22 protein-coding genes are annotated in these 26,460 nt (G+C 51.0%); 19 read left to right on the top strand and 3 right to left on the bottom strand.

Translation table 11 applies throughout. The annotated features are described in order from the left end of the window. Nucleotides 1-116: 116 nt before the first annotated feature. The 14 genes from GJJ30_RS18200 (at nucleotide 117) to GJJ30_RS18135 (ending at nucleotide 20,312) form a co-directional block, all read left to right on the top strand. Nucleotides 117-1,157, top strand: coding sequence for an alpha/beta hydrolase family protein (locus tag GJJ30_RS18200; protein ID WP_154176610.1), 1,041 nt, complete (start codon nucleotides 117-119; stop codon nucleotides 1,155-1,157). A gap of 183 nt (nucleotides 1,158-1,340) precedes the next feature. Then, nucleotides 1,341-1,979, top strand: coding sequence for a GntR family transcriptional regulator (locus tag GJJ30_RS18195; RefSeq protein ID WP_154176609.1), 639 nt, complete (start codon nucleotides 1,341-1,343; stop codon nucleotides 1,977-1,979). 570 nt (nucleotides 1,980-2,549) lie between these two features. Further along, the gene (locus tag GJJ30_RS18190) at nucleotides 2,550-5,726 is read left to right on the top strand and encodes a SusC/RagA family TonB-linked outer membrane protein (protein WP_154176608.1); all 3,177 of its coding nucleotides are present in this window, start codon (nucleotides 2,550-2,552) and stop codon (nucleotides 5,724-5,726) included. Nucleotides 5,727-5,752: 26 nt separating this feature from the next. Then, a complete protein-coding gene (locus tag GJJ30_RS18185) occupies nucleotides 5,753-7,531 on the top strand; it encodes a RagB/SusD family nutrient uptake outer membrane protein (protein WP_154176607.1) in 1,779 nt (592 codons plus the stop codon). A gap of 142 nt (nucleotides 7,532-7,673) precedes the next feature. Continuing rightward, entirely contained in the window at nucleotides 7,674-8,960 is a 1,287-nt protein-coding gene (locus tag GJJ30_RS18180) for a Gfo/Idh/MocA family protein (protein ID WP_154176606.1), read from the top strand. Nucleotides 8,961-9,096: 136 nt separating this feature from the next. Next, nucleotides 9,097-10,323, top strand: coding sequence for a Gfo/Idh/MocA family protein (locus tag GJJ30_RS18175; protein ID WP_154176605.1), 1,227 nt, complete (start codon nucleotides 9,097-9,099; stop codon nucleotides 10,321-10,323). 204 nt (nucleotides 10,324-10,527) lie between these two features. Continuing rightward, entirely contained in the window at nucleotides 10,528-11,880 is a 1,353-nt protein-coding gene (locus GJJ30_RS18170) for an aspartate aminotransferase family protein (RefSeq protein ID WP_154176604.1), read from the top strand. A gap of 17 nt (nucleotides 11,881-11,897) precedes the next feature. Next, a complete protein-coding gene (gene dgoD, locus GJJ30_RS18165) occupies nucleotides 11,898-13,076 on the top strand; it encodes a galactonate dehydratase (protein WP_154176603.1) in 1,179 nt (392 codons plus the stop codon). 101 nt (nucleotides 13,077-13,177) lie between these two features. After that, nucleotides 13,178-13,945, top strand: coding sequence for an SDR family NAD(P)-dependent oxidoreductase (locus tag GJJ30_RS18160; protein ID WP_310588328.1), 768 nt, complete (start codon nucleotides 13,178-13,180; stop codon nucleotides 13,943-13,945). Between the two features lie 11 nt (nucleotides 13,946-13,956). After that, entirely contained in the window at nucleotides 13,957-14,784 is an 828-nt protein-coding gene (locus tag GJJ30_RS18155; protein WP_154176602.1) for a phytanoyl-CoA dioxygenase family protein, read from the top strand. 25 nt (nucleotides 14,785-14,809) lie between these two features. Then, a complete protein-coding gene (locus tag GJJ30_RS18150; RefSeq protein ID WP_154176601.1) occupies nucleotides 14,810-16,186 on the top strand; it encodes a sugar porter family MFS transporter in 1,377 nt (458 codons plus the stop codon). 210 nt (nucleotides 16,187-16,396) lie between these two features. After that, nucleotides 16,397-17,797 carry a neutral/alkaline non-lysosomal ceramidase N-terminal domain-containing protein gene (locus tag GJJ30_RS18145; RefSeq protein ID WP_154176600.1) on the top strand — a complete coding sequence of 467 codons (1,401 nt, stop codon included), beginning with the start codon at nucleotides 16,397-16,399 and terminating at the stop codon, nucleotides 17,795-17,797. Then, nucleotides 17,778-19,343, top strand: coding sequence for an SLC5 family protein (locus tag GJJ30_RS18140; protein ID WP_154176599.1), 1,566 nt, complete (start codon nucleotides 17,778-17,780; stop codon nucleotides 19,341-19,343). The genes GJJ30_RS18145 and GJJ30_RS18140 overlap by 20 nt, the downstream gene beginning before the upstream one ends. 81 nt (nucleotides 19,344-19,424) lie before the next feature. Next, nucleotides 19,425-20,312, top strand: coding sequence for an SMP-30/gluconolactonase/LRE family protein (locus GJJ30_RS18135; protein WP_154176598.1), 888 nt, complete (start codon nucleotides 19,425-19,427; stop codon nucleotides 20,310-20,312). On the opposite strand, the gene GJJ30_RS18130 is transcribed toward GJJ30_RS18135, so the two are convergent. Then, nucleotides 20,287-20,949 (bottom strand): NAD(P)-dependent oxidoreductase, encoded by a 663-nt coding sequence (locus GJJ30_RS18130; RefSeq protein WP_170299224.1) that lies wholly within the window; start codon nucleotides 20,947-20,949, stop codon nucleotides 20,287-20,289. The genes GJJ30_RS18135 and GJJ30_RS18130 overlap by 26 nt on opposite strands. A gap of 86 nt (nucleotides 20,950-21,035) precedes the next feature. Beyond that, nucleotides 21,036-21,278 (bottom strand): type B 50S ribosomal protein L31, encoded by a 243-nt coding sequence (locus GJJ30_RS18125; RefSeq protein ID WP_124878823.1) that lies wholly within the window; start codon nucleotides 21,276-21,278, stop codon nucleotides 21,036-21,038. Nucleotides 21,279-21,761: 483 nt separating this feature from the next. Between GJJ30_RS18125 and GJJ30_RS18120 the strand changes: the two genes are divergently transcribed. The 4 genes from GJJ30_RS18120 (at nucleotide 21,762) to GJJ30_RS18105 (ending at nucleotide 25,344) form a co-directional block, all read left to right on the top strand. Further along, nucleotides 21,762-24,221 (top strand): ribonucleoside-diphosphate reductase subunit alpha, encoded by a 2,460-nt coding sequence (locus tag GJJ30_RS18120; protein WP_154176596.1) that lies wholly within the window; start codon nucleotides 21,762-21,764, stop codon nucleotides 24,219-24,221. 235 nt (nucleotides 24,222-24,456) lie between these two features. Beyond that, a complete protein-coding gene (locus GJJ30_RS18115) occupies nucleotides 24,457-24,720 on the top strand; it encodes a hypothetical protein (RefSeq protein WP_154176595.1) in 264 nt (87 codons plus the stop codon). Then, complete coding sequence (locus tag GJJ30_RS18110) at nucleotides 24,699-25,085, top strand: type II toxin-antitoxin system VapC family toxin (RefSeq protein WP_154176594.1); 387 nt, start codon at nucleotides 24,699-24,701, stop codon at nucleotides 25,083-25,085. Before GJJ30_RS18115 ends, GJJ30_RS18110 begins: the two co-directional genes overlap by 22 nt. Before the next feature lie 76 nt (nucleotides 25,086-25,161). Further along, nucleotides 25,162-25,344, top strand: a complete 183-nt coding sequence (locus tag GJJ30_RS18105; RefSeq protein ID WP_154176593.1) for a hypothetical protein — start codon at nucleotides 25,162-25,164, stop codon at nucleotides 25,342-25,344. 55 nt (nucleotides 25,345-25,399) lie between these two features. On the opposite strand, the gene GJJ30_RS18100 is transcribed toward GJJ30_RS18105, so the two are convergent. Beyond that, entirely contained in the window at nucleotides 25,400-25,726 is a 327-nt protein-coding gene (locus GJJ30_RS18100; protein ID WP_154176592.1) for a nucleotidyltransferase domain-containing protein, read from the bottom strand. 115 nt (nucleotides 25,727-25,841) lie between these two features. Between GJJ30_RS18100 and GJJ30_RS18095 the strand changes: the two genes are divergently transcribed. Next, nucleotides 25,842-26,261 (top strand): DUF3052 family protein, encoded by a 420-nt coding sequence (locus GJJ30_RS18095; RefSeq protein WP_154176591.1) that lies wholly within the window; start codon nucleotides 25,842-25,844, stop codon nucleotides 26,259-26,261. Nucleotides 26,262-26,460 lie beyond the last annotated feature (199 nt).

The raw sequence follows: 26,460 nt of genomic DNA, 5'->3' as shown, positions 1-26,460 counted from the left end.
GCGTTTGCCGACCCCGCCGGAATACTCCGGCGGGGTATATTGTTTAACAAATCTTAACTTGGATGGAACTGACGGCTCCATCTATCTTTACCAGCGTACCGCAACCGACTTTGGCAGTGAAATACCTTCTCGCTCTTTTATTCAGTACTGCGTTCCTCCGTCCGGCTTTTTGTCAGCACCGCCAGCAGTATATTGGCGGTTATACCGTCTTCACCATTCCATTCAAGGGTGATTCCATCACGTTCGCCGTAGTGGCTAAGGAGAGTGAACTGAACCAGCAGAAACCGATTTTTCTGTTTCGGCAAGGCTCTTTACCTATTCCGCTTTTTACAATCAATCCTAAAAATAACCGCCCTTCTCTAACGGAATTACCCATCACCTGCTACGACCATGAAGCGGAGTATTACAGCATCCTAATTGCCAAACCGGGTGTTCCGCTGGTCGTTGCGGATTCCTATCTGGACACGTTGTTCAACACCCGCAGTAACCCCAAACCTGAGATGTACCCGGCTACCTACCTGGCGCACAACTACCTTGATTATTACGTTGATCAGACCAATGCCGTTCTGCAGTTTGTCCTCAGCCAGCCCTGGGCTGATCCGAAACGCGTTGTGTTAACAGGTGGTTCGGAAGGGTATTATGTAGCGATTAAAACCGCTTTTACGAACAGAAAGGTAACTCATTTAATTGCTTTTTCAGGTGGTTTGGAGGGCCGCCAGCAATCCATCATACGTCAGGAACGAATGAAAGGATACACGGGCGAATCTACCCAGGAAGAAGCCCAGCGCAGCGTTGAGGCTCGGCAACAGCAGTGGGCAGCTATTTGCCAGGATTCATTGAATGCAACCGCAACGCTCGGCGATCCAAACCGGACGACGTATTCGTTCTCTCACGGGCACAACAAAGACTTTTTGCTGGCATTGACTATTCCGATTTGTATCGCTTATGGTACTGCCGATATCGGTTCTACGTCCAACGATATTTTACCGATGGAATTTGCGCGTCGCGGCAAGACCAATCTTACGCTGAAGGTCTATCCCAACCATGATCACACATTTCATAAACTAATTTATAGCCCTGAAGGTAAGGTGATTAACAAAGTGTATAATGGGACAGCGGTGGCAAAAGATTATTTCGAATGGCTAAAGGCGCATTGAGTTTTAATTATTCTCCAACTAACAACAGCCTATCTGAGCGTACATCCTGCCCATATGTTACCTCAAAATAACTGTCCAATCGCATTCGGCATCTTCTTTGCTCCACTCAAACTTATTGCGTATTTTTACAAGAAAACTATTTTTCGTTTACTTTAGTATTTGTATATTGTTTACAAAAAAAGGATGAAAGAGGATTCGCTGGCCAATAAAGCATATACTGAACTACGGAAAAAGATATTGTCAAACCAAGTCGTATCCGGCACCCGGCTGAAAGAAGACATTTGGGCGACCCGGCTGGATGTCAACCGCATGGCCATCCGCGAAGCCCTGACGCGGCTTCTGGGTGAGCAGTTGGTGGTTTTGGGTGAGAAAGGCGGTTTTTTCGTTAAGTCCCTGGTGGCGGCCGACATTCAGCAGATTCGCGAGTTGCGGGAAATTCTGGAACTGGGCGCGATCCGGCTGGCGATTCAGAAAATCGACGACCAGCACATAGACGAGCTGGAGCGGATTTGCGATGACTTTACCTCCATGATTCAACGCGGTTATTTTGGTGGAGCCTGCGAAGCTGACGTAAAATTTCACGAAACGCTGATCGACAGTGCCGACAACGAAAAGTTGAGAAACCTCTATCAATCAGGTAATATTCCTCTTTTTCACCAGAAACTCGGGCAAACCCAGACCCATATGGACGATTACGAATTGACCGATATGGAACACCGGCAGATCCTGAAAGCCCTCAAAGAAAAAGACCTCAAGTTAGCCGAAGAAACCCTTACCAGACACTTAATTCGGGGCGAAGTATCCTCCCTTGACCTGGATTAATACCGGTTTTCCTCCAAATCCAGCTCCCCATCTTCCGCGCGGTTGTCCGGACTATTCCGATCCGCCTTTCCTTTTTCTCTTACTCTAAATTTGACTCGCTCTGGCGGTCCAGCCCTGTAGCTTCCATTGCTCCATATTGCTTTCGAAGCAAAACAGTTTCGTAGACAATGCTATGTCCCCGCTCGCGAAATCCTTTATTTTCTCAAATCGAAAAAAAATAATAGATAATTTTTTTGTAAACAAATTTACAATATATTTGTAAGCATAAATCGATTATTAATACTTCATCGCGTAAGCCAATCCAAGTTCAGTACAGCGAATAAAAGATACTTTTGGATTCTGCCTTTTTGAGATAGCGCCCCTGCTTCAGGAATCTAAAAGCCGATTTCAACGATAAATTCCGTAGCCAGCCTGGACCTCGCATTCAGGATTTGTTTACAATTTTCTTTCTGCCAAGACTGTATCCATTGCCAATTCCGGAAAACCGGGGATCAAAGAAATAGTGCGCTGAATACGAATTGCGAATCAGTTAGTCAATATCCCTTAATTAACCACAAAACGTATTGGTATATGAAACGAAGAAAATTTTACCAGATAGGGCCGGGCTATGTCCTGTTGCTTGCTTTTTTTCTCTGTACGTATGGGCCACTGGCCGCTCAGGATGCGCGGGAAATACAGGGCGTGGTGCTCGATAACGTTAGTCAGACACCACTACCGGGCGTTAACGTCGTCATAAAAGGCACAAGCAGAGGAACCGCTACGGGAGCCAGCGGTCAGTATTCGATTAGCGCCAAACCGAGCGATGTGTTGATCTTTTCGTTTATCGGTTACGTCACCCAGGAAATAGCAGTAAACAGCCAGACGGCCATTAATATTAATTTAGCCGCTGATGTACAGTCACTTAATGAAGTTGTGGTAACGGGTTATTCCAGCCAGCGTAAGAAAGATATCACCGGTTCCGTAGCGGTTGTCGACATGAAAGGGGTAAAATCTTTCCCGGCGGGTTCGGCCGTTCAGGCCCTTCAGGGGCAGGCTTCCGGGGTCAATGTCATCACGTCGGGGGTTCCGGGTGCCAGCAGCAATATTTTTGTTCGCGGGGTGACTTCCTTTGGCAATACGCAACCGCTGGTTTTGGTAGATGGCATCCAGGCCGATCTGAATAACATCAGCGCCGACGATATTGAGTCGATTCAGGTGTTGAAAGACGCCGGAGCGGCCGCTATTTACGGGGTCCGCGGTTCAAATGGGGTACTGATTGTTACCACTAAAAAGGGAAAATCCGGCAAACCGACCATTACCTACGACGCTTATTATGGAATGCAAATGCCGCTGCCCGGCAACCCGTTTGACCTCCTGAATTCCGAAGACTTTATGAAGGTGGTCAAAATCGCTACACCCAATAATGTCCTTTTTGCTAACGGAATGCCGGACTTTTTGTATGCAGGGCCGGGCGTGGCCGGAGCCGCAAAAGCCGGTGATCCTGCCGTCGATCCGGCTAAATACAGCTACGATCCGATCAATACGGCCAATAATTATTTGATTCAACAAGTCAATAAAACCGGTACGAATTGGTTCCAGGAACTCTTTAATCCGGCTCCCATGACCAGTCATAACCTGACGGCGAGTGGTGGAACCGATAAGTCTAATTATCTGCTTTCTCTGGGGTATATTAACCAGCAGGGAACGTTGATGGAAACGTACTTAAAACGGTACTCGGCTCGCGTCAATACGGCGTATAAAATTGGTAAAAATGCCCGGATTGGTGAGAATGTAAACGTGTTTTATAAAGATTCCCCCGGTTTTGGTAATCAGGCCGAATTTGGAACGCTTTCGGCAGTGTATAAAATGATGCCGATCATTCCGGTTTACGATATTAAAGGCAATTACGGAGGGACGTTTGCCGGACCCGGTTTGGGAAGTAATCAGAACCCGGTTGCCATGCAAAAACGGACACTTAATAACCGAACTTATTCCTGGAATATCGTCGGCAATGCGTACGCCGAAGTTGATTTCCTGAAAAACTTCACGGCCCGCACCAGCTTCGGTGCCACGATCGATAATAACTACGCCCAGAATTTTAACTACACGCAATACGAAAACAAACAGGGGAACAGTAGCCCGAACAGTTATTCGGAAAGTGCGAGTTTTAACAGCACTTTGACGTGGACCAATACATTGAAATATAATACCCTGATCGGGAAGCATTCCATCCAGGCACTGGTCGGTTCAGAAGCCATTAAAAGCTCGGGTCGCGGACTGGCGGGAGGTTCCCAGAAATTCTTCTCCACCGATTATAATTACCTGATTCTGGGCAACGGGACCACGGGCGTTACGAACTCCAGCAGTGGTTACATCAACAGCTTATTCTCGCTTTTTGGACGCGTTGATTACGCCTACGACGACAAATATTTAATCGGAGCCACCATTCGCCGGGACGGTTCGTCCCGCTTTGGTAGTGAAAGCCGGTACGGTGTCTTTCCGTCGGTTTCGGTGGGCTGGCGGGTTTCCAACGAAGCCTTCATGAAAGATGTCAGTTGGGTTAATGATTTGAAAATCAGAGGTAGTTACGGTGTTTTAGGTTCCCAGAATAACGTGGCGCCCGAAAATGCTTTCAGCTTGTACGGTGGTGGTTATGGCACGGCTTACTACGACATTGCCGGAACCAGCAATACCGTTCAACAGGGATTTATCCAAACACGGATCGGCAACCCGAAGGCGGGTTGGGAAGAAAATGTCGTTTCCAATTTTGGACTTGACGCGACCGTCCTCAACAACAAACTGGACATTTCGGTTGAATATTACAAGAAATCGATCAACGGTTTGTTGTTCACCCAGCCGCTGCCGGCCACCGTTGGCGGGGCTACCGCTCCGGTCGTCAATATCGGAGATATCCAAAATAAAGGGGTTGATGCTTCGGTGACTTATCGCGGCACAATCACCGACGGATTGCAGTTCTCGATCGGAGCCAACATCACAACCTATAAGAACCTCGTTGTCGATATCCCGAACCCCGGTTATTTTGAAACCTCGAGTTTGCAGGGAATGGGGAACCTGGTCCGGAATCAGGAAGGTCAGGCCGTCAGTTCGTTCTTCGGATATGACATTCTCGGGCTTTTCAATTCCGCAGCCGAAGTAGCCGAATCACCGGCGCAGAGTGGTGCGGCACCGGGTCGTTTTAAATACCGGGATGTGAACGGCGATGGCGTCATTACACCCGATGACCGCACGTTTTTGGGTAGCCCGAATCCGGATTTTACGTACGGAATCAATCTCGGATTTAATTACAAAGGCTTTGATTTATCGACTATTCTTTACGGATCGCAAGGCAACGAAATCGTCAATACAATCCGCTCGTATACGCACTTTTACGCCGGATATGTTGGTAATAAAAGCAATGTGTTGCTGAATGCCTGGACGCCGGAAAACAAGAATACGACTGTTCCTATTATTGAAACCGGTGCTTCGTTAAGCACATCGGGTGCGCTGAATTCATACTTTATCGAAGACGGTTCTTACCTGAGAATGCGGTCGTTAATTCTCGGATATACGTTTCCTTCGAGCATTTTACAGAGAATAGGTATCGGAAAACTGCGGGTTTACGCACAGGCCGCCAACTTATTTACCATCACAAAATATACCGGTTTGGATCCGGAATTAGGAGGTAGCAGCTCGGCTTTTGGGGTTGATTTCGGGAATTATCCGAACAACCAGCGGAATTTTCTTCTCGGCGTCAATCTCTCCTTTTAAAACAAACCCTGTTGAAAAATAAAATCATGAAAAGAATTCAGTTAAAACCGATTTTAACAGGCTGTTTCGTCACCCTTTTATCCTTATCAGCCTGCAAAGAAGAGTTTCTGGAGAAACAACCCATCGGCTCGATCAGCGAAAGCACCTTAGCCACGAGATCCGGCCTGAAAGGTGTATTGATTGGCGCTTATTCACTGCTGGACGGCGTTGGTGCTGTCGGCGGAAGTTTCTGGAGCAGCCCGACGGTTTTGTCGAGTATGGCGTCCAGCGATGCGCACGTCGGAACCGAACCAAACGGCTTGCTGGCGTCGTACGAGGCCTATACCCACGATCCGACCAGTTCGTCGACCAACGAACGCTGGCAATTTCTGTATGCCGCCGTGCAGCGGACCAACGACGTCTTACGTTTATTACCTAAGGTTACCGAAGTAACCGCCGACGAAGCGGCTCAGACGAAAGCCGAAGCCATTTTTCTGCGCGCCGTTTACCATTTCGAAGCGGCCAAATTATGGCGGAATGTGCCTTTCCTGGATGAATCGGTCACGTATGATGCTGGTAATTACAACGTTTCCAATACGGAATCGATCTGGCCGAAAATTGAAGCGGATTTCAAGTATGCCGCTGATAATCTGACGCCTACTAAATCCGACGTGGGCCGGGCGAACAAATGGGCGGCCAAGGCCTTTCTGGCGAAGGTCTACCTATTCCAGCAAAAATTCACCGAGGCCAAACCGCTGCTGGCCGAAATCATCGCGAGTGGAGTAACTTCCAACGGCAAGAAATACGCGCTGGCTGAGTTGTATAACGACAACTTCCGCACCGATAAAAAACACGGCCCCGAAGCGGTTTTTACCGTTCAGATGTCGGTATATGACGGAGCCAATGGCGCCAACGGAAATGCGGCCGACATGTATAACGGCCCGTTTGGTGGTCCGCCGTCCTGCTGCTACGGCTGGTTGCAGCCGTCGTTCGACCTGGTCAACTCGTACCAGACTGACGCCAACGGATTACCGATGATCGATACGTACAATAACAACCTGGTAACCAATGACCAGGGCTTGCAATCGTCGGCGCCGTTTACGCCCTACGCCGGTACGCTGGATGCACGGTTGGATTGGGTCGTGGGTCGCCGGGGTATTCCGTATCTGGACTGGGGCATTCACCCCGGAATGGCCTGGATTCGGCAGCAAAACACCGGTGGACCGTACAGCGTCATCAAAAACATTGCCTGGCAGGCCCGCATTGCGACCGATCGTGAAAATGCAAATACGAACAACCCGTACAGCCTGATTCGTTTTGCGGACGTGCTGCTCTGGGCGGCTGAGGTTGAAGTGGAAATCGGGAGTCTGGCGCAGGCCGAAACCTACGTGAACATGATTCGGGCGCGGGCGGCCAATCCGGCCGGTTTTGTCAAGAAATACATCGACAATGCGGCACCGCTGAAAGGGTTTACGAACGAACCGGCGGCCAATTACAAGGTTGGTTTGTATACCGGTCAGTTTGTGCAAAAAGGCAAGGAGTTTGCCCGCGAAGCCGTCCGGTTTGAACGCAAACTCGAGCTGGCTCTCGAACACCACCGGTTTTTTGATCTGCAACGCTACGACAACGGAAGCGGTTACATGGCGACGTATCTGAACAAGTATTTGAAGTACGAAGCCGCGGTTCCGAAGTATTTCAATCAGGATTACATGAAGGGCGCATTCTTTACGAAAGGCAAAAACGAAATCTATCCGATTCCGCAGGCTCAGATCGATTTGAGTACAAAAGATGGAAAACCGACTTTAAAACAAAACCCAGGGTATTGATAGCCAGCTGCCCCTAAATCCCGAAACGTCGGCCCGGCCTAAAGGGGACTTCAAATCTGGACATTCTGTGTCCAGGTCCCCTTTAAGGGATTTAGGGGCGGCCGGTAAACAAAACCATAAACTCATTCTGACTATTTCCGCCATGATCAACGATCACATTAACCCTCAGGCTTCGTCCGGCGGATCGGACGAGGCACCGAAAGAAACCAGTCCGTTCAACCGGCGTTCGTTTCTGCATTCGCTGGGACTGGGCGTAACGGCTCTGAGCGTTCTACCGGGCTGTTCGACCGGAAAGAAAACCACTCAGGCGGCAACTGCAAAACCGGCTATTCAGGGATTTGAGAAAACTGAGGAAACCGCCAACGCCAAAAAGTGGGTGGCGGTTTCGAGCCGGAAAATTCGCGTCGGTATCATCGGCTATGGTCTTTGCAAGTTCGGATCGGCCTTCGGTTTCCAGAACCACCCGAACGTCGAAGTAGTGGCCGTCAGCGATCTGTTTCCCGATCGTTGCGCCGAACTGGCGAAGGAGTGTAAATGCTCCAAAACGTATCCGTCGATCGAAGAACTCGTTAAAGACGACAACATTGAAGCGGTTTTTATCGCAACCGACGCCCCGAGTCATGCCAAACACGCCATTATGGCCTTGAAGCACGGCAAGCACGTTGCCACGGCGGTTCCGGCGGTTTTCGGGTCATTGGAAGATGCCGACGCGCTTTATGAAGCAGTGAAATCCAGCGGCAAAAAGTACATGATGTTCGAAACATCCTGCTTCCACGAGGATCTGCACGCCATGCGCCAGATTTACAACGCGGGCGGTTTGGGCAAACTGATTTATTCGGAAGGCGAATACTACCACTACATGGACGATCCGCTACCGTCGTACAAGGAATGGCGCGTGGGTTTGCCTCCGCAATATTATCCGACGCACTCCAACGCCTATTACGTGGGCGTGACCGGCGGCAGTTTTACGGAAGTTTCCTGCCAGGGCATGCCGAGTATCATCAAGCAAATGCAACCCGGTAATAACCGCTACAACAACATTTTTGGCTCCGAAATCGCCATGTTCCGCACCAGCGAAGGCGGTACGTCGCGGATGGCCGTGAGTTGGGACACGCCCGGCGACCACGGCGAACGGGGTCGGATTCGCGGTCAAAAAGGCTCGTTCTACGGAAAATACGAAGGGTTGGAGAAAAACTTGCCGGACCTGGTTCGCCCGGCGCTGCCCCCCGGCGTCGAATCCGGCGGCCACGGCGGTTCCCACGGTCGGCTGACCGACGAATTCATTACGGCGATTCTCCAGGATCGTCACCCGTTGGTCAACATTGCGATGGCGCTGAACCTGACGGTTTCGGGCATCGTCGCCCACCAGTCGGCGGTGAAAAACGGCGAAACGCTGAAAATTCCGCAATACAAGCTCTGGAATGTGTAAAGGCTGATTTTATTCCTAAACTTGATTAGCCCCTAAATCCCCTGAAGGACGGTCGGCCGCTGCCGGACTTTCTGATCGGATACAGTAGCGTCCAAGTCCCCTTTAGGGGATTTAGGGGCAAAATTCTCTCCACGGTATGAATAACAAAGCATCGAAGTTCTCCCTGAATCGTCGCCAGTTTCTTAGTATCGCCGGGACGTCGGCGGCCGCGCTGTCGGTTTCTTCCCGGTTTGCGTTTGCGGGGAATCTTTCGGCGGATCGGAAAGTGCGGATCGGCATTATTGGCGGCCGGTTTGGCCTCGGTTTTTATTTCCACGAACACCCCAATTGCATCGTCGAAGCCGTCAGCGATCTGCGTCCCGAGCGCCGGGATGCGCTGATGAAAACCTACAAATGTTCCAAAAGCTACGAGTCGCTGGACAAGCTGCTGCAGGACCCGAAAGTGGAAGCGGTTTTTCTGGCGACGCCCGCACCCGACCACGCCAATCACGTGCTGGCGAGTTTAAAAGCCGGGAAACACGTTTTGTGTGCGGTTCCGGCGGCTCTGAATCTGGAAGATTGCGCCAAACTGAAAGATGCCGTCAAGAAAAGCGGGCTGACCTACATGATGGCCGAAACCAGCGCCTTCATGCAGACGACGCTGTCGGTTCGGAAAATGTATAAAGCGGGCGAGTTTGGAAAGCTGTTCAGTGCAGCTGCCGAATACAACCACCCCGGTCTGGAGGTGCTTTATTTTGAAGATGGCAAACCGACCTGGCGACATGGGCTGCCGCCCATGCTGTACCCGACGCACTGCACATCGTTCCTGATTTCCGTCACCGGCGAACGGCTGACGAGCGTCAGCGGGCTTGGCTGGGGCGACAACAGCCCGGTTTTGAAAGGTAATCCCTATAAAAATCCGTTCTGGAACGAAACCGCTTTTTTTCAGACCAACAAGAATACGCCGTTTCGGGTGGAGGTTAACTGGCGCGGGGCGTTGCGGAACGTGGAGCGGGGCGAATGGCGGGGCGAGAAAATGAGCTTTTTCATGCCGCAGACCGAACCGGGCGAATCGACGATTGTCCGGTCTGAAGCGAAAGAAGGGCTGGATCACGGCGGTTTTCAGGTGGCTAAAAACGTTGTGGAAACCTACAAACAACCCATGTGGTGGGAAACCGAGCTATTACCGGCTCCCCTGCGTCACACCAGCGGCCACGGCGGCTCGCACACGTTCATCACCCACGAGTTTATCGACGCGATCGTCAATAACCGGCCGCCATTGGTGAATATTCACGAGGCCCTGGCCTACACCGCGCCGGGCATCGTAGCTCACCAATCCGCCCTGAAAGACGGCGAATATTTGAAAATCCCCAGTTTTGATTAGAGGTAAATAAACCTGTAAGGTCTTAAAGACCTTGCAGGTTTGTCGCCAGGGAAAGTTTTCGGTGGATCGTACCTACGGACTTTAGTCCATGTTTTTATTCACTCAATGGAATTGTGGGGATTTCACGGACTAAAGTCCGTGGGTACAATCCACCAAAAACCGTAAACCAAAAACAAATATCAACTGAATAAACCTGAATTAACAATGAATAAGTGGCCGAAATCAGAGGAAGTTCTCAAAACCAACGAGCAATGGATACCGGGCGGAGTTGTATCGCTGAACCGGAAATCGGACCCCAATATCTGTTTTACGCGAGGGAACGGGAGCCGGGTGTGGGATATTGAAGGAAATGAATACATTGATTATCAGGCGGGTTTTGCGGCTACATTCCTGGGGCACAACGATCCGGATATCAACGAAGCCGTTCGGCAGGCGCTGAGCACCGATACGGTTTTGATGGGGGCTGGCCCGACGAATCTGGAAGGACAATTTGCGGAATTATTCTGCCAGAGCGTCCCGACCGTCGAAAGCCTGCAGATCACCTCCACCGGTTCGGAAGCCACCTTCCACGCCATGCGGATTGCCCGCGCCGTGACGGGCCGCGATCACGTCATTGTGATTCAGGGCGGTTACAACGGCTGGCACAACGACGTGTCCTGCAACGTCATCAGCAGCCTGAGCGATGTGGGGCCGCGCGTCAGCCCCGGCGAATACCCGTTCGATGCGATGTCGGCCGGGATTCCGGAGGTGCATAAATCGCTGGTTCACATCATCAATTACAACGACCTCGACTCCGTCCGCTACATTCTGAAGCGGTTTCCGGTCGCCTGCCTGATCATCGAACCTATTCTGCAGAACATCGGCATCGTCAAACCGCAACCCGGTTACCTCGAAGGTTTGCGGCAACTGGCCGACGAAGAAGGGTTTCTGCTCATTTTCGACGAAGTTAAAACCGGTTTTCGCCACGCCATTGGCGGTTACCAAAGCATTTGCGGCATACAACCTGACTTAAGTACCTTCGGAAAAGCCGTTGCCAATGGCTATCCGCTGGGCGTGATTGGCGGCAAAAAGGAATACATGGACTATTTCGTCCACCCCGACCGGGCCAAACGCGTGTTGATTGCGGGAACCTACAACGCCTTTCCGCTGACCACCGTGGCCGCCCTTGCGACCCTGAAAAAACTGAAGTCGCCAGTTCACAAGGTCTACGAACACGTCAACGCGCTCGGCCAGCTGCTGGAGAACGGTTTGAACACGATCTTCTCGGCAACCGGTCGACCTTACTACCTGGCCCGGCAGGGTTCGGCGTATTGCCTCTATTTTATGGACCACGCGCCCGTCGATTTTCACGATATTGCCGAACACCACGATTTTGCGCTGGATAAAACGTACCGCGTGAAACTGATCGAGAAAGGAATTTTTAACTTTCCACTTCCGATCAAACAGGGCAGCATTTCGTTCGCCCACAGCGTACAGGATATTGAAGAAACGCTCGAAAAAACCGAGGATGTTGTCAGTCACCTGTTCAAGAAAACGCTGTCTACCCAAATCGCCTGATTAACAGTAAAATACGAATGAAGATTACGGCCATTGAAACGCAGGTTTGCCATGCCCGGATGCGGAATTGGATTTTTGTGAAAGTACTAACCGATCAACCCGGTTTGTGGGGCTGGGGCGAAGCGACGCTCGAGTGGCACACGCGGGCGGTGGTTGGAGCCATTGAAGATATTTCGCAACTGCTGATTGGCGAAGATCCCCGGCGCATCGAACACCTCTGGCAGATGATGTACCGCCAGCATTTCTGGCACGGCAACGGCATTGTGCGCGGAACCGCCATCAGCGGTATCGACATTGCGCTTTGGGACATTCTTGGAAAAATCCACGGCGTTCCCTGCCACGAACTCTGGGGTGGGCGCGTTCGGGATTACATTCGGTTGTATTGCCATTTGGGGGGCGGTAAAATGGAAGATTTTTACCAGACCAAACCCGACGATGCGAACCGCTTTGGCGAGCTGGCGCAGCAGGCCGTCGCCGACGGTTTTACGGCTTTCAAATCGATGGCTGTTCCCGAAACGATGCCGCTGGAAGGGCTGCAACCGATTCATTACGCTGAAGCCTGTGTGAAAGCCATGCGCGAAGCCGTCGGCGACAGCATTGACATCATGGTCGATTGCCACGCCCGGCCTTCCCCGCGCATGGGCATGCAGTTTGCCAAAGCCCTGGAACCGTACGGTTTATACTTTTTCGAAGAACCGTGCTGGCCCGAAACGATGGACGACATTGCCCTGATTCAGCGGGCCGTGAAAACGCCGATTGCCAGCGGAGAACGGCTGGTAGGCGTTCATGCGTTCCGCGAAATGCTGGAAAAACGAGCCGTCAGCGTCATTCAGCCCGACATTACGCACTGCGGTGGCCTGACCGAAGTTCGCCGGATTGCGGCTCTGGCCGACGCCTACCGGGTTTCGGTGGCTCCGCACAATCCGCAGGGACCGGTCAGCACGGCCGCGTCGATCGAATTTGGCTTTTCCGCCCCTTCCTACATCATCTGCGAAAGCGTCCACAACGACGTTCCCTGGCGGGTAGACGTGGTGAGCGAAGGGTTTACGGTCGAGCCCAAAGGTCGGGTTGTGTATCCGAACCAACGGCCCGGACTGGGCATCGAAATCAACGAAGACGAAGTAAAAAAGCATCCTTTCGAGCAGGAAGTCCTGCAACGAACTTTCTACAAAGACGGAAGCGTAGGCGATTGGTAAGCGATCAAAAGCCCTAAATCCCCTGAAGGGGACTTGGACACCGCATTCTCCAAATGCTATAAGTCCCCTTCAGGGGATTTAGGGGCAAACCATACGAATTAGTGGACAAATTATTCACAAAACGAACCGTCCTGATCAGCGGTGGCCTGGGCGACATCGGCCGGGCCACGGCGCTGGAATTTGCCCGACACGGAGCCGCCATCGCCCTCGGCGACATCAGCCCGCCGGCGAAAGCCGCAGCGTTTCTCGACGAACTGAAGCAACTCGGAATAGCTACCCATTACACCCAGGTCGACGTATCGGACGCAAAAGCCGTGCAGAATTGGGTGACGGAGGTGGAAAATAGCCTGGGAGTTGCGGACATTATTATTGCCAATGCCGCTACCGTCACCGTGGGAGGGATTCACGAAATCACGGCGGAGCAGTGGACGAACGAACTCAACGTCAACCTGAATGGTGCTTTTTTTCTAACCCAAAGCGCCACCGCCCGGCTGCTGGCTCACCAGCTTCCGGGGCGGGTGGTGTTCATCGGGAGTTGGGCGGCCCATTCGGTTCATACGCACATTCCGGCCTACAGCGTTTCCAAAGCCGGGCTGCGGATGCTCTGCCAGTGTCTGGCGCTGGAACTGGCCCCGCACCAGATTCTGGTCAACGAAATTGCGCCCGGCTACGTGAATGCCGGTTTGAGCGCCCGGTTTTGGGAAAAAGACCCCGAACTGAGTGAGGAGGCCCGAAACCGGGTTCCGATCAAAAAACTGATCAGCGCCGAAGCGGTGGCCCGGCAGGTCGTGCAGCTTTGCCACCCGGCGAACGAACACATGACCGGCAGCACGCTGCTGATGGACGGCGGACTTTCACTACTGACTTAACCCGAACCGATATGGCCTTTATTCTGACCGATGAGCAAGTGGAATCTTTTCAGGAGAATGGTTATTTAATCATTCCCGGTTTTTTAACGCAGGACGAAATTGCGAAGCTGTACCGGGTCGCGATTGAGGACAAAGCGATTCAGAAAAACAGTTTTGACCTGGACGATAAAGCCGGAAAAAAAACGAAACTGGCGCTGTGGTTTACGCCGGGCGACGACGTATACGGTTTGCTCACCCGTAGTGAACGCATGGTCGATTCGGTGAATAAACTGCTGGACGGAAAGGCTCCTGTTTGCCATTTTCATTCCAAATTGATGCAGAAAGAACCGAGGGTTGGCGGGGCCTGGGAGTGGCATCAGGATTACGGATATTGGTATAAAAACGGCTATTTATTTCCGGATCAACTGATCTCCGTAATGGTGGCTATCACGGAGGCAACGAAAGAAAACGGCTGTTTGCAGGTCATTAAAAAGTCGCATAAAATGGGCCGGGTCGAACACGGTTTTTCCGGCGAACAGGTCGGTGCGTCGATGCAATATGTGGAGTTTGCGTTGCAAACCATGGAGCTGGTTTATGTCGAGTTAAAACCGGGTGATCTGCTCTTTTTTCACAGCAATCTTTTGCACCGTTCCGAAGCAAATCTTTCCGATACGCCCCGTTGGTCGCTCATTTCGGCATATAATCGCCAGTCGAATCCACCTTATATTACAGAAACACCGTCGAGTATTACGCCCTTGCAAACCGTGCCGGATGATGCGTTATTTCTGCACGACGATGCATCCGGTATTCTGGAAAGTACGACTCAATTTCTGAGCGTAGAAAAGGCGAAAGCGAAGTAGGATACCCACCTAACTTTTACGTAAAATGGCTTTGGTACTGGCGACAACCGAGACAATTTCTTCCGGCGGTTTTCTTTATAACAAAGGATATATCTATCGCATTAATGCAATAGCCGCGTTGGGTGGAATTCTGTTCGGTTTCGACACGGCCATTATTTCGGGAACCATTCATTTTTTCAGCCAGCATTTTCAGCTCGACGACCTGCAAACCGGCTGGGCGGTCGGCTGCATCAGCATCGGAGCCGCCATCGGAGCGCTGGGTTCCGGGCGGCTGAGCGATCTGATTGGGCGTAAGAAAATGTTGTTAATCAGCGCTTTTCTGTTTGCAATCACGGGCGTTGGTACGGGCTGGGCGGCCACGTTTCCGCTCTTTGTGGCTTTCCGGATTTTAAGCGGTATGGCCATCGGTTGTGCCGCTCTGGTTTGTCCGATTTACATCGCCGAAATGGCTCCGGCTTACCTGCGCGGGCGGCTGGTTTCGTTCTATCAACTGGCCGTTACGGTCGGGGTTTTGCTGGCTTATCTTTCCAATTATTTATTGCTTTATACGGGCGATAATAACTGGCGATGGATGTTTTCGTCGCAATCGGCACCAGCTTTATTATTCTTTCTTGGGCTGTTTTTCGTCTCCGAAAGTCCGCGTTGGTTAATCAGTAAAAAGCAAGAAACTGAGGGCCGGAAAGTACTCGATAAAATCGGCGGACTAGCCTACGCCGAAGCTGAAAGTGCCGCCATTCGTGCCAGTTTTTCGGAAATTAGAAAAGAAAATTTTAGTGAGGTATTTCGGAAAGATATTTTCCATATCGTCCTGATTGGAATGGTCATTGCGTTTGCTTCTCAGCTGGGCGGACCGCTCGTTGCCTACGCCCCCGAGATTTTCAAACAGGTCGGAATTGCGGAAGATTCAGCTTTTCTGCAATCGGTTATTCTGGGCGTTATCCTCTGCGTATTTACGTTCGTCGCCATTGCAACCATCGACAAAGCGGGCCGAAAAAAGCTTTTGTTATTCGGATCGGCGCTGCTATCGGCCGATATTCTGGCTTTGTCGCTCGCTTTTTATTTCCAGCTTTCCGGTTACTTGGCTTTGCTATTTATTCTGGTTTTTATTGCGGGTTATGCCGCGACCATCGGTCCGGTTACCTGGGTCATTCTGTCCGAAATTTTCCCCAATCGCATTCGCGGAAGTGCCATGTCGCTGGCAACTTTGTCGTTATGGCTGGCGAATTTTCTGGTGATTGGTTCGTTTCCCGTCATGAAATCGACTTTCGGAATGCCGGTTACATTCGGAATCTATGCGGTTTTGCTGCTGGGTTATTTCGTATTTATCCTCACCACCGTTCCCGAAACGAAAGGCAAATCCCTGGAAGAAATTGAACAGTTATTAACCCGAAAAGCCGGATAGTAATGTGGAATATGGATGATTGTGTGAAAAATAACAGCCCACGATTTTAATCGTGGGTTCACAAATCGAAATCGTAAGATGCTAACCGTTTTAACGGTTTTAGAATTTTCAAACCGTTAAAACGGTTTATGTCTATTTGATAAAATTGGCGTTGGTCCCACGGTTAAAACCGTGGGCTGATAATTATAAAATGAATTAAATTCTTGTTGAATGGAATCGCAAAAATACCCTGATTATAAGCAATCCTCCTTCACTGGTTTGATCGGTGTGGCGCAGGAAGACATTACGCCACCGGTGGGCATTTACGCCCGCAACTGGGGAGCTGCTACGCACGAAGCCGCCGAGGGCATTCACCGCCCGCTGGTGCTGACCTGTGCGACGTTTCAAACCACCAGCGAAGAAAAACCGCTCGTGTTGATCGGGGCCGATCTGGGTTGGTGGCGCAGTTCCGACGACGAGCGGTTTTTGCGCAACGGCATTCTGGAAGCCGTATCGCTGGACGCATCGCGGCTGCTGTTTTGCCTGTCGCACACCCACGCCGGGCCGAGTCTCAGCCGTGATGACGCGACTAAAACCGGCGGGCATCTGGTCGAAGCATACCTCCGGTTGGTGCAGCAACGGGCCATTCAGGCCATTCAAACAGCTTTGGCCAAAACCGAACCGGCCACGCTGACCTGGAATTACGGCAAGTGCAGTCTGGCCAGCAACCGGGACTTGCCGGACGTCGACAAGGACCGGTTCGTCTGCGGCTGGAACCCCGAAAAAAAGGCGGACGATACCCTTCTTGTCGGACAAATCGTCAACAGAGAGGGAAAAACGATGGGAACATTGGTCAATTATGCTTGTCACCCAACGACGCTGGCGTGGCAAAACCGCCTGATTTCGCCCGACTACATCGGGGCCATGCGCGAAGTGGTGGAAACCGCTACCAACGCACCAACTTTGTTCCTGCTGGGGGCTTGCGGGGAGCTGGCTCCGCGTGAACAATACGTTGGCGATGTCAGCATTCCGGATGCCTACGGGCGGCAGTTGGGCTACGCGGTTTTGTCGACACTGGAAACCATTTTACCCCCCAAAAAGCAGCTTTCCTTTAGCGGAGTCGTTGAATCGGGTGCGCCCCTGGCGATTTGGAAAAAAGCTGATTATGAGCCCTCTGTCGCACTTTCAGTCGAACTAATTGAGGTTGAATTGCCGTTAAAACCGCTGCCGTCGCTGGCCGAAATTGAAGCGCAATGGGCCGCGTGTACCGACAATGTTTTGAAGGAACGACTGTGGCGGAAACGCGGAATTCGCAAAACCGTGGGCGATGGCAACACGACCAAAATGCCGCTCTGGGTCTGGCGAATTGGCGATGCGATTCTGGTTGGTCAACCGAACGAAGCGTATTCCGAATTTCAGCAAATCCTGCGGGAACAGCTGGCGCCGAATGCTGTCGCCGTTATGAACATTGTGAATGGTTCGACCGGTTATTTACCACCCAAAGATTTATACAATACTGACATTTATCCTGTCTGGCAATCTCCCTTTGAAAAAGGTTCATTGGAACTGCTGACCGAAACCGCCATTCGTATTACCCGCTCGCTGATCCAACATGAATCTATCCACGCTTGACCTGATTATTTTTGGCGTTTACATTCTGGGCGTTATTTCGTTGGGCATTTACGCGTCCCGCAAGGGCGAGAAAACCAAGCGGGATTACTTTCTGGCGGGCGACAAACTGCCGTGGTGGATGATCGGCGGCAGCATCATTGCGTCCAACATCAGCAGCCACCACCTGGTCGGGGCGATGGGCGTAGCCTACAGCCGTGGTTTTGTGGCGATTGCGATGGAATGGGGTGCGATTTTGATCGGTTTTAACGCCCTGCTCTGGATTTTTCTGCCGTTTTACATCCGCAACGGTTTTTACACGATTCCCGAATTTTTACAAAAACGCTTCGGGGCCGCAGCCCGCACGACCTACGCGTCGCTGATTTTACTGACCTACGTTTTCGTGGAAATCGCTGCGGTGCTTTACCTCGGCGCCCTTTCGCTGCATTCCCTGCTGGGTATTCCGGTGGTGGCCAGTGTGCTGGTTTTAGCGGTTTTTACCGGTATTTACACCATTGCGGGCGGTTTGCGGGCGGTGATCTGGACCGAAATGCTGCAACTGATCGTGCTCGTGCTGGGCGGGGTGGCGCTGACGATTGCGACCGTCAAGGCCGCTGGTGGCGTCGACGCCGTCATCGAAACGTCTAAAAACTGGGATTTGATTCTGCCCGCCAGCGACCCGGATTTTCCGTGGACGATGTACCTCGGCGGTACGCTCTGCATCAGCGTTTTCTACTGCGCGACGAACCAGTTTATCGTGCAGCGGGTGCTGGCGGCCAAAAACGAGTGGCACGCGCGGATGGGTGTCGTGTTTGGCGATTACCTGAAATTTTTGATTCCGGTCATCATCACGGTTCCGGCGCTGGTGGCGCCCAAATTATTCCCGAATCTGGAAAAACCGGATCTGCTGTTTTCCACGCTGGTCGAAAATCTGCTGCCCGCTGGGTTGGTTGGGCTGGTCATGGCGGGTTTGATTGCCGCCGTGATGTCGCACCTGTCGGGCGCGATCAACTCCTGCACCACGATTCTGACAGTCGATGTCTACCTGACTTATTTTAAAAAGGATGCTTCAGAGCAGCAGGCGGTGCGGTTTGGGCGAATGGCGGGCGCGGTAATCATTGTCGTCGGCATTCTGTGCACCGGTTTATTCATGACTCAATCCGACAAACCGGTTTTTCTGTACCTGATGAATGCCTACGGTTTGTTCACGCCCGGCATTGCCGTGATGTTCCTGCTCGGCATCCTCTGGAAACGCACCACCCACGCCGGAGCCCTGGCCGCCGGAATCCTGACGATTCCGCTGTCGATCGCGCTCGAAATCCTGTTCCCGGCGATGCCATTTTTCAACCGCACTGGCATCGTCTTCTGGACCTGCATGCTTATCTGTGTTTTAGTGAGTCTGGTGACCAAACCCAAGCCCGAAGCCGAGCTGGTCGGCCTGATCTGGAACAAGGAAAGTCTCTCTCTTTTGCCCGCCGAACGCGACCAGCAGCGCGGATTTCGAAATCCTTTCATCTGGTGGGCCATTGTTACCGCGATGGTTTTGTACTTTTACATCCGGTATGCTTAGTTAGCCCCCAACCCCCTTCAGGGGGCTTCGCTTCGACCTTTTTAAGCCCCCTTCAGGGGGTTGGGGCTAAATAAACGCGTTATGAATCATAACAAGTATGAAGTTGTGCTGGATCATGCCTGCCAGTTGGGTGAAGGCCCGGTTTGGGATGCGGATCAGCAGCGAATTTTGTGGGTGGATATTCTGCCGGGAGAAATCCATTCCTTTTACCCGGCCAGCGGGGAACACCGGATTTTTAAAACCGGTCAGATGACGGGAGCCATTGCACTTTTGCCTTCCGGTAACTTCATTGCGGCTCTGCAACACGGTTTTCACGAGATTTCGCTGGAAAACGAAACCGTTGTTCCCATTGCCGATCCGGAAGTTCATTTGCCCGAAAACCGGTTCAACGACGGCAAGTGCGACCCCGCCGGGCGGTTTTGGGCGGGAACGATGGCGGTGGACGAGCGGCCCGGTGCCGGGGCTTTATACATGCTGGACAACGACCAGTCGGTTTCCATCAAAGTGGAGAATGTAACCTGCTCCAACGGCCTGGCCTGGAGCCTCGACCATCAATTATTATACTACATCGACTCGCCAACCCGGCAAGTGGTTGCCTATGAATATGATGTGACAACCGGGACGATTGCCAATAAACGAGTTGTGATTCAGTTCCAGGAGGAAGATGGTTTTCCCGACGGCATGACCATCGACGAAAAAGGCATGCTCTGGATTGCGTTGTGGGACGGCTGGAAAGTCATTCGGTGTAACCCGAATACCGGCGAACGGCTTCAGCAGATCGATCTCCCGGCCGCCCGGATTACATCCTGCACCTTCGGGGGCGATTCACTGGAGGATTTGTACATTACGTCGGCCAAAACCGGTCTGAGTCAGCAGGAACTGGCCGAACAGCCGCTGGCCGGATGTCTGTTTATTGTTAAAAATACGGGAATTAAAGGGATACCTACCCACGGACTTCCGAAACCGTGACGGCTTCCTGCTTGTAATCACCGGTTTTGTAGATTTCGACCATAAATTTGGCCACGTTGGACCGGCTGATGGTCAGACTTGGTTTCGGCTGGTTATGGGTCGTCAGGCGGATTTTGCGGTTTTTTCGGGAATTGGTCAGGCCGACGGGCCGGACGATCGTCCAGTCGGTTGGGGAAGCCTGTAGCAGATTTTCCTGAATTTCATGGTCGCGGTAGGCTGCGCCGACGTTGCTGTAATTGATCAAAAACCGGAACCAGCCCGGAATGTCTTTTTTGGTTTCGTGAACGCCCCAGGCCGTGGTGATGATAATGCGCCGGATGTGGAGTTCGTTCGCAATTTCGAGAACGTTGCGCAGGGTGTGCGACAGAAAATCTTTCGGCGATTTCAGGCCGCTCCACGGAAACTCGGATTTTCGGGAGATGCTCAATGTACTCAAAACCGCATCGCAGCCCTGCATCGCCAGCCGGAGAGCGGTGCGGTCGAGCGTTTTGCTTTCGTAAAGTTTCAGGTTTCGGTCGATCACTTTCACTTTATCGGTGTCCCGGACCAGCGCATGCACCAGAATACCGGCTTTTAGCGCCTGCTCCAGGAGCAGTTTTCCCGTGCGACCGGTGGCACCGAGTATCAGTATTTTCATAAAAACCGGAAAGTGATCACGTAAAGAAAACAAAAAAACCGCCATCAGAATGTTCTAATGGCGGCTTTTTCAGGGGTAGATAGGAATTATTTCTTACCGTACCGCTTCAGGAACTTGTCAACACGACCTGCGGTGTCGAGCAGAACGTTCTTGCCGGTATAAAAGGGGTGCGACTCAGAACTTACTTCGACTTTCACAACCGGATAGGTATTCCCTTCGTATTCGATTGTATCCTTCGTTTGAATGGTTGAGCGGGAAAGAAATTTGTGGTCGCTGGTCAGATCCCAGAACACCACTTCTCTATACTCCGGGTGTATGCCTTTTTTCATGACAAAATATAGTATTACAAAAATAAATCGGTTCTTGAACGAATCTCTTTACCACCTAACCAATTGCGGTAGTGGATTTAAGGAGTGCAAAGGTACAGACTTTCTAATTGGATTCCAACCACTTCGATAGCTTTTGTTTTCGTCAAAAAAAGTATGTTACTCTTGATTGATTTTTTATTGCTTTTTCGGCAATTTGGGTAACAATTCAGTAACAATCAGTGTTTTAGAAAGGGGCCAATACCGTTAGCTAAATTATCCCTATCAAGTTTTTTAGACTGTTTTCCCGATAGGCTTTTCATAAGTAATTCTGCGTAAGCTCTTAACAGTTTCTTAACACGGCCCAAAGTTAGAACATTTCTAAGTTGTTCGAACACTAGCGAACATTCCGCTTTGTTTTGTTGTAATACTCCGTAGTACCTTTAGGAATCAATCAAAAGAGTCCATCTATTCAACATATATTTACTACAACATTCCACATATATTATGTACGTAATCAAGCGTGACGGCCGCCGGGAATCGGTCAAACTCGACAAAATCACCGCCCGGATCGAGAAATTGTGCTACGGTTTAGACCCCGCTTATGTTCAGCCGATCGAGGTGTCAATGAAAGTGGTCAATGGGATTTACGACGGTGTCAAAACGACTGAACTGGACAATCTGGCGGCCGAAACGGCGGCCTCGATGACCACCCGTCACCCGGATTATGCGATTCTGGCCGCCCGCATGGCCATTTCCAACCTGCATAAAGAGACCAACAAGTCCTTTTCGGGAACGATCAAACGGCTGTACAATTATGTGGACCCCAAAACCGGTGAAAATGCCGCGCTGATCTCGAAAGAAGTCTACGATGTGGTTCGGAAAAATGCCGCTCTGCTTGATTCTACGATTATTTATGACCGCGATTACGGCTACGATTATTTCGGGTACAAAACCCTGGAGAAATCGTATCTGCTGAAGATGGAAGGCAAAATCGCCGAACGTCCGCAGCACATGCTGATGCGCGTGGCCGTCGGGATTCACATGAGCGATGTGGAAGCGGCCGTTGAAACCTATAACCTGCTGTCGGAGAAGTGGTTTACGCACGCAACGCCGACGCTGTTCAACGCCGGAACACCCAAACCGCAGATGTCGAGCTGCTTCCTGCTGACGATGAAAGACGACAGCATCGAGGGCATTTACGACACGCTGAAACAAACCGCCAAGATTTCGCAGTCGGCGGGCGGTATCGGTCTGAGCATCCACAACATCCGCGCGACCGGTACGTACATCAAAGGAACCAACGGAACTTCGAACGGGATCATCCCGATGCTGCGCGTGTTCAACGACACGGCGCGGTACGTTGATCAGGGGGGCGGAAAACGCAAAGGCTCTTTTGCGGTTTACCTGGAACCCTGGCACGCCGATATTTTTGATTTCCTGCAACTGAAGAAAAATCACGGCAAGGAAGAAAACCGCGCCCGTGACCTGTTCTACGCCCTTTGGGTGCCGGATCTGTTCATGAAACGTGTGGAAGACAACGACGTCTGGTCGCTGATGTGTCCGCACGAATGCCCTGGTCTGGCTGACACCCACGGCGAGGCTTTTGTCGAACTCTACGAACAATACGAACGCGAAGGCCGGTTCCGTCGGCAGGTGAAAGCGCAGGATTTGTGGTACGAAATCCTGGAATCGCAAACCGAAACCGGTACACCCTACATGCTGTTCAAGGATGCGGCCAACTCAAAGTCGAACCAGAAAAACCTGGGTACGATCAAGTCGTCGAACCTTTGCACTGAAATCATCGAGTACACCTCGGCCGACGAAGTAGCGGTTTGTAACCTGGCGTCGATTGCCCTGCCGAAATACATCGTGAGAGGTGCCGACGGCATTATGCGGTTCGATCACCAGAAACTGTACGAAATCACGAAGGTTGCGACCAAGAACCTGAACAAGATCATCGACATCAACTACTATCCGGTGGAAGAAGCCCGTCGCTCGAACATGCGCCACCGGCCAATCGGTCTGGGGGTTCAGGGGCTGGCCGATGCCTTCATCATGCTGCGGATGCCGTTCGAATCGGACGAAGCGAAGCAGTTGAACAAGGATATTTTCGAGACGATTTACTTTGCCGCCATGACGGCGTCGATGGAACAGGCGAAGCAATACGGTCCGTACCAAACCTGGAAGGGTTCGCCGATTTCACAAGGCATCTTCCAGTTCGATATGTGGGGTGTGACGCCGGATTCGGGTCGCTGGGATTGGGAGTCGCTGCGGAAAGAAGTGGTTCAGCACGGCGTTCGGAACTCGCTGCTGCTGGCACCGATGCCGACGGCTTCGACCAGCCAGATTCTGGGCAACAACGAGTGTTTCGAGCCGTTTACGTCCAACATCTACGTCCGTCGCGTGTTGTCGGGCGAGTTCGTGGTCGTCAATAAATACCTGCTGAAAGACCTCGTGAAGCTGGGCATGTGGAACGACCGCATGAAAAACATGCTGATTGCCGCCAACGGCTCGGTGCAGAACATTCCGGGTATTCCGCAGAATATCAAGGACTTGTACAAAACCGTTTGGGAGATCAAGCAGAAAACCGTCATCGACATGGCCGCCGACCGCGGTGCGTTCATCTGCCAGTCGCAGTCGCTGAACATCCACATGGTGGATGCCAACTTCGGCAAACTGACGTCGATGCACTTCCACGCCTGGAAGCGCGGGCTTAAAACCGGTATGTACTACCTCCGCACAAAAGCTGCAGCCGACGCCGTGAAGTTCACGGTCGAAAAACAGGCGACGGCGCAACTGGAGCCGGTGCTGGTCGAAACGATGGAAAAACCGCTGAACTACGAGAAATACGCCCAGGAGGGAGCCGCTGCGCACCCGGTGCAGGTCAGCGAAGCCGAAACCGCCTATGCCGCGATGGTCTGCTCGCTGGACAATCCGGAAGGGTGTGAGGCTTGTGGAAGTTGAGAAGCTTCATACTATTTTTATACAAAACCCCTGATATCAGGGGTTTTGTCGTTATAATCATTTACATATTCATGGAAAACAGCAAAACGCCCGATCATTCTATTTTGCTAGCAGTATAAAGAGCATAGAACAAGGATATTCATGCAGACGAATTATTGCCGAAATGGCTTAATTAAAGTAGAAGCTTGGATATAGTTATTAAATATTATTTCTTTTACTAGAAAATGAAATTCCTATGAACGCCATACGAAAAATTATTCAACGGCAAGGGCGGAATACCATAACCGTTGAGCTTCCGGAAGACTTTGAGGCTGAAACGATTGAAATGATTCTACTGCCGGTTGAAGACCCGGTGAAGGAAGCATTACCGGAATTGGAAGGTAATCTAACAGAGCTGCAAAAACTATTGCTGAAAGCTCCGTCTATGACTGTTGAAGAAATGAATGAAATTGAAGAAAAGCGGAACGCATTGAACCAATGGCCGAAAAAATCTGCGTAGATACCAATCTGTTGATCAACCACCGCCGAACCTTGCAAAAAGGCAGTTCTGAGTTGTTTGATCTAACAATAAAATACGAGATTGTGACCACATCAATTAGTGTTTTTGAGTTGTGGCGAGGAGATCAGACCGATGAAAGTTTCTTTTGGGAGAAATTATTCCAGATTTTGCCGGTGCTTCCTTTTGATACAGAGTGTGCTAAAATTGCCGGTCAGGATTTTCTGCTATTGAGAAAGCAAGGTTTGACAATTGGAGTAGAAGATGTTTTAATCGCAGCTGTTGCCAAATGTCACGGTTTACGGTTAGCCACATTAAACACAAAACATTTTAGTCGGATACCCGATTTAAAACTGGTTGACCTTTGAAATGTTAGGGACTCAATCCGTTGCTAAGTAAACTTTCGTTAACCCATCGACAGAAACCGCCAGTTAATTTACTGTAATGAAAACCGCAACGAAACAGACTGTACAGTTGCCGAAACCGACGGTCACCACCGATCCAATTCTGGACGAAGTGTTCGGAGATAGCCCATTATTCCCGGAAAAGCTTAAACAGGCCGAGGAGCAGATTCACCAACATGGATTGCCGAAGGAGCTCTACCCTTTACAAAAGAAACAAAAGTAGAAGCGTTGAGCCTGATCCCCACTTGGTCTTTAAATCTTGGCTCGTGAAAAAACCTTCATAAAGCCAGCCCCTCGCGCTTGACATTGTGATACAAAGGACTGGAAAGCTTGTTAAACTGCTTTTTTGTGGTGGGAACAATTTGAATGGGTTTTTCGTGAGTTAATTCCAGTTCGAATGTGAAATCGCCCATTGTTTCCAGTTCCTGAAAAGGTGAAATCATTTCATCATTGAGAACCACCAGAATATCCACGTCCGAATAGTCGCCGGCATCTCCACGGGCGTATGAACCAAATAAGTACAGCGCAGCCAGACGATCCTGATAAAGTCGCTGGGCTTCTTTTTTAAACGAAGTCAATAAAGGCTGAATGCTGGTTTGGTCCATATGAATCTAAAAGTACGGTTTTATAAACACATTAGCGCTGAACAAATTACGCAAAATCCGGTAATAACAGATAAATACTGACCTTATCAGGCGATTTCACAAACCGCTCCTGAGAATGATGACAAAACCGGTATCCGTAAAAATGGGCCTGAAGGCCGGATTTCGTGCGCTGTTCATCAACGCGCCCGCTGAGGCTGTTGACGCAATCGAGCTGCCAGACCTTACCATCGAAACTAACCTGACGGGTAAATTCGATTACCTGCACATCTTTGCAATCAAGCAGACCGAGCTTTACGAGAAATTGCCGACGCTGAAAAACCACCTAAAAACCGGCGGCATGCTGTGGGTGTCGTGGCCAAAAGCCGGACAGAAGGGTACTGATCTGACGCTGACCAAAGTGATTGAAATCGGGTATGACTGCGGACTGGTGGAAAGCAAAAGCATACGCATCGACGACACCTGGTCAGCTTTGAAATTTACGCACCCCAAAGAAGGAAAAGCCTATCACAATAGTTACGGAAAACTTAAAGATTGACTACCAATCCGGTTTCTCAAACCGGATCACTTTGCGTTTTTCCAACCAGACCGCCCGTTTCACTGCCCTGGATAAGCGGTTTTTCCCTCTTTCGGAACAACTCAGAAAACCGGTCAAAGACAAAACCGGGGTCGGTGATTTACTTTGTTAACTTCCTGCGTATTTTTGGCGTAGATCACCCCGCTATTCCTCGCAGCCT

Source organism: Larkinella terrae (assembly GCF_009668025.1).
GTDB classification, from domain to species: domain Bacteria; phylum Bacteroidota; class Bacteroidia; order Cytophagales; family Spirosomataceae; genus Larkinella; species Larkinella terrae.
Note: the sequence above shows the minus strand (reverse complement) of the source record. Positions and strands in the feature narration are given on the sequence as shown.

What these genes read in the sequence shown, in the direction of transcription:
- GJJ30_RS18195 (WP_154176609.1), top strand. Translation starts at nt 1,341, where the DNA reads ATGAAAGAGGATTCGCTGGCCAATAAAGCATATACTGAACTACGGAAA.
- GJJ30_RS18190 (WP_154176608.1), top strand. Translation starts at nt 2,550, where the DNA reads ATGAAACGAAGAAAATTTTACCAGATAGGGCCGGGCTATGTCCTGTTG.
- GJJ30_RS18185 (WP_154176607.1), top strand. Translation starts at nt 5,753, where the DNA reads ATGAAAAGAATTCAGTTAAAACCGATTTTAACAGGCTGTTTCGTCACC.
- GJJ30_RS18180 (WP_154176606.1), top strand. Translation starts at nt 7,674, where the DNA reads ATGATCAACGATCACATTAACCCTCAGGCTTCGTCCGGCGGATCGGAC.
- GJJ30_RS18175 (WP_154176605.1), top strand. Translation starts at nt 9,097, where the DNA reads ATGAATAACAAAGCATCGAAGTTCTCCCTGAATCGTCGCCAGTTTCTT.
- GJJ30_RS18170 (WP_154176604.1), top strand. Translation starts at nt 10,528, where the DNA reads ATGAATAAGTGGCCGAAATCAGAGGAAGTTCTCAAAACCAACGAGCAA.
- dgoD (WP_154176603.1), top strand. Translation starts at nt 11,898, where the DNA reads ATGAAGATTACGGCCATTGAAACGCAGGTTTGCCATGCCCGGATGCGG.
- GJJ30_RS18155 (WP_154176602.1), top strand. Translation starts at nt 13,957, where the DNA reads ATGGCCTTTATTCTGACCGATGAGCAAGTGGAATCTTTTCAGGAGAAT.
- GJJ30_RS18150 (WP_154176601.1), top strand. Translation starts at nt 14,810, where the DNA reads ATGGCTTTGGTACTGGCGACAACCGAGACAATTTCTTCCGGCGGTTTT.
- GJJ30_RS18145 (WP_154176600.1), top strand. Translation starts at nt 16,397, where the DNA reads ATGGAATCGCAAAAATACCCTGATTATAAGCAATCCTCCTTCACTGGT.
- GJJ30_RS18140 (WP_154176599.1), top strand. Translation starts at nt 17,778, where the DNA reads ATGAATCTATCCACGCTTGACCTGATTATTTTTGGCGTTTACATTCTG.
- GJJ30_RS18135 (WP_154176598.1), top strand. Translation starts at nt 19,425, where the DNA reads ATGAATCATAACAAGTATGAAGTTGTGCTGGATCATGCCTGCCAGTTG.
- GJJ30_RS18130 (WP_170299224.1), bottom strand. Translation starts at nt 20,949, where the DNA reads ATGAAAATACTGATACTCGGTGCCACCGGTCGCACGGGAAAACTGCTC.
- GJJ30_RS18125 (WP_124878823.1), bottom strand. Translation starts at nt 21,278, where the DNA reads ATGAAAAAAGGCATACACCCGGAGTATAGAGAAGTGGTGTTCTGGGAT.
- GJJ30_RS18120 (WP_154176596.1), top strand. Translation starts at nt 21,762, where the DNA reads ATGTACGTAATCAAGCGTGACGGCCGCCGGGAATCGGTCAAACTCGAC.
- GJJ30_RS18115 (WP_154176595.1), top strand. Translation starts at nt 24,457, where the DNA reads ATGAACGCCATACGAAAAATTATTCAACGGCAAGGGCGGAATACCATA.
- GJJ30_RS18110 (WP_154176594.1), top strand. Translation starts at nt 24,699, where the DNA reads ATGGCCGAAAAAATCTGCGTAGATACCAATCTGTTGATCAACCACCGC.
- GJJ30_RS18105 (WP_154176593.1), top strand. Translation starts at nt 25,162, where the DNA reads ATGAAAACCGCAACGAAACAGACTGTACAGTTGCCGAAACCGACGGTC.
- GJJ30_RS18100 (WP_154176592.1), bottom strand. Translation starts at nt 25,726, where the DNA reads ATGGACCAAACCAGCATTCAGCCTTTATTGACTTCGTTTAAAAAAGAA.
- GJJ30_RS18095 (WP_154176591.1), top strand. Translation starts at nt 25,842, where the DNA reads ATGATGACAAAACCGGTATCCGTAAAAATGGGCCTGAAGGCCGGATTT.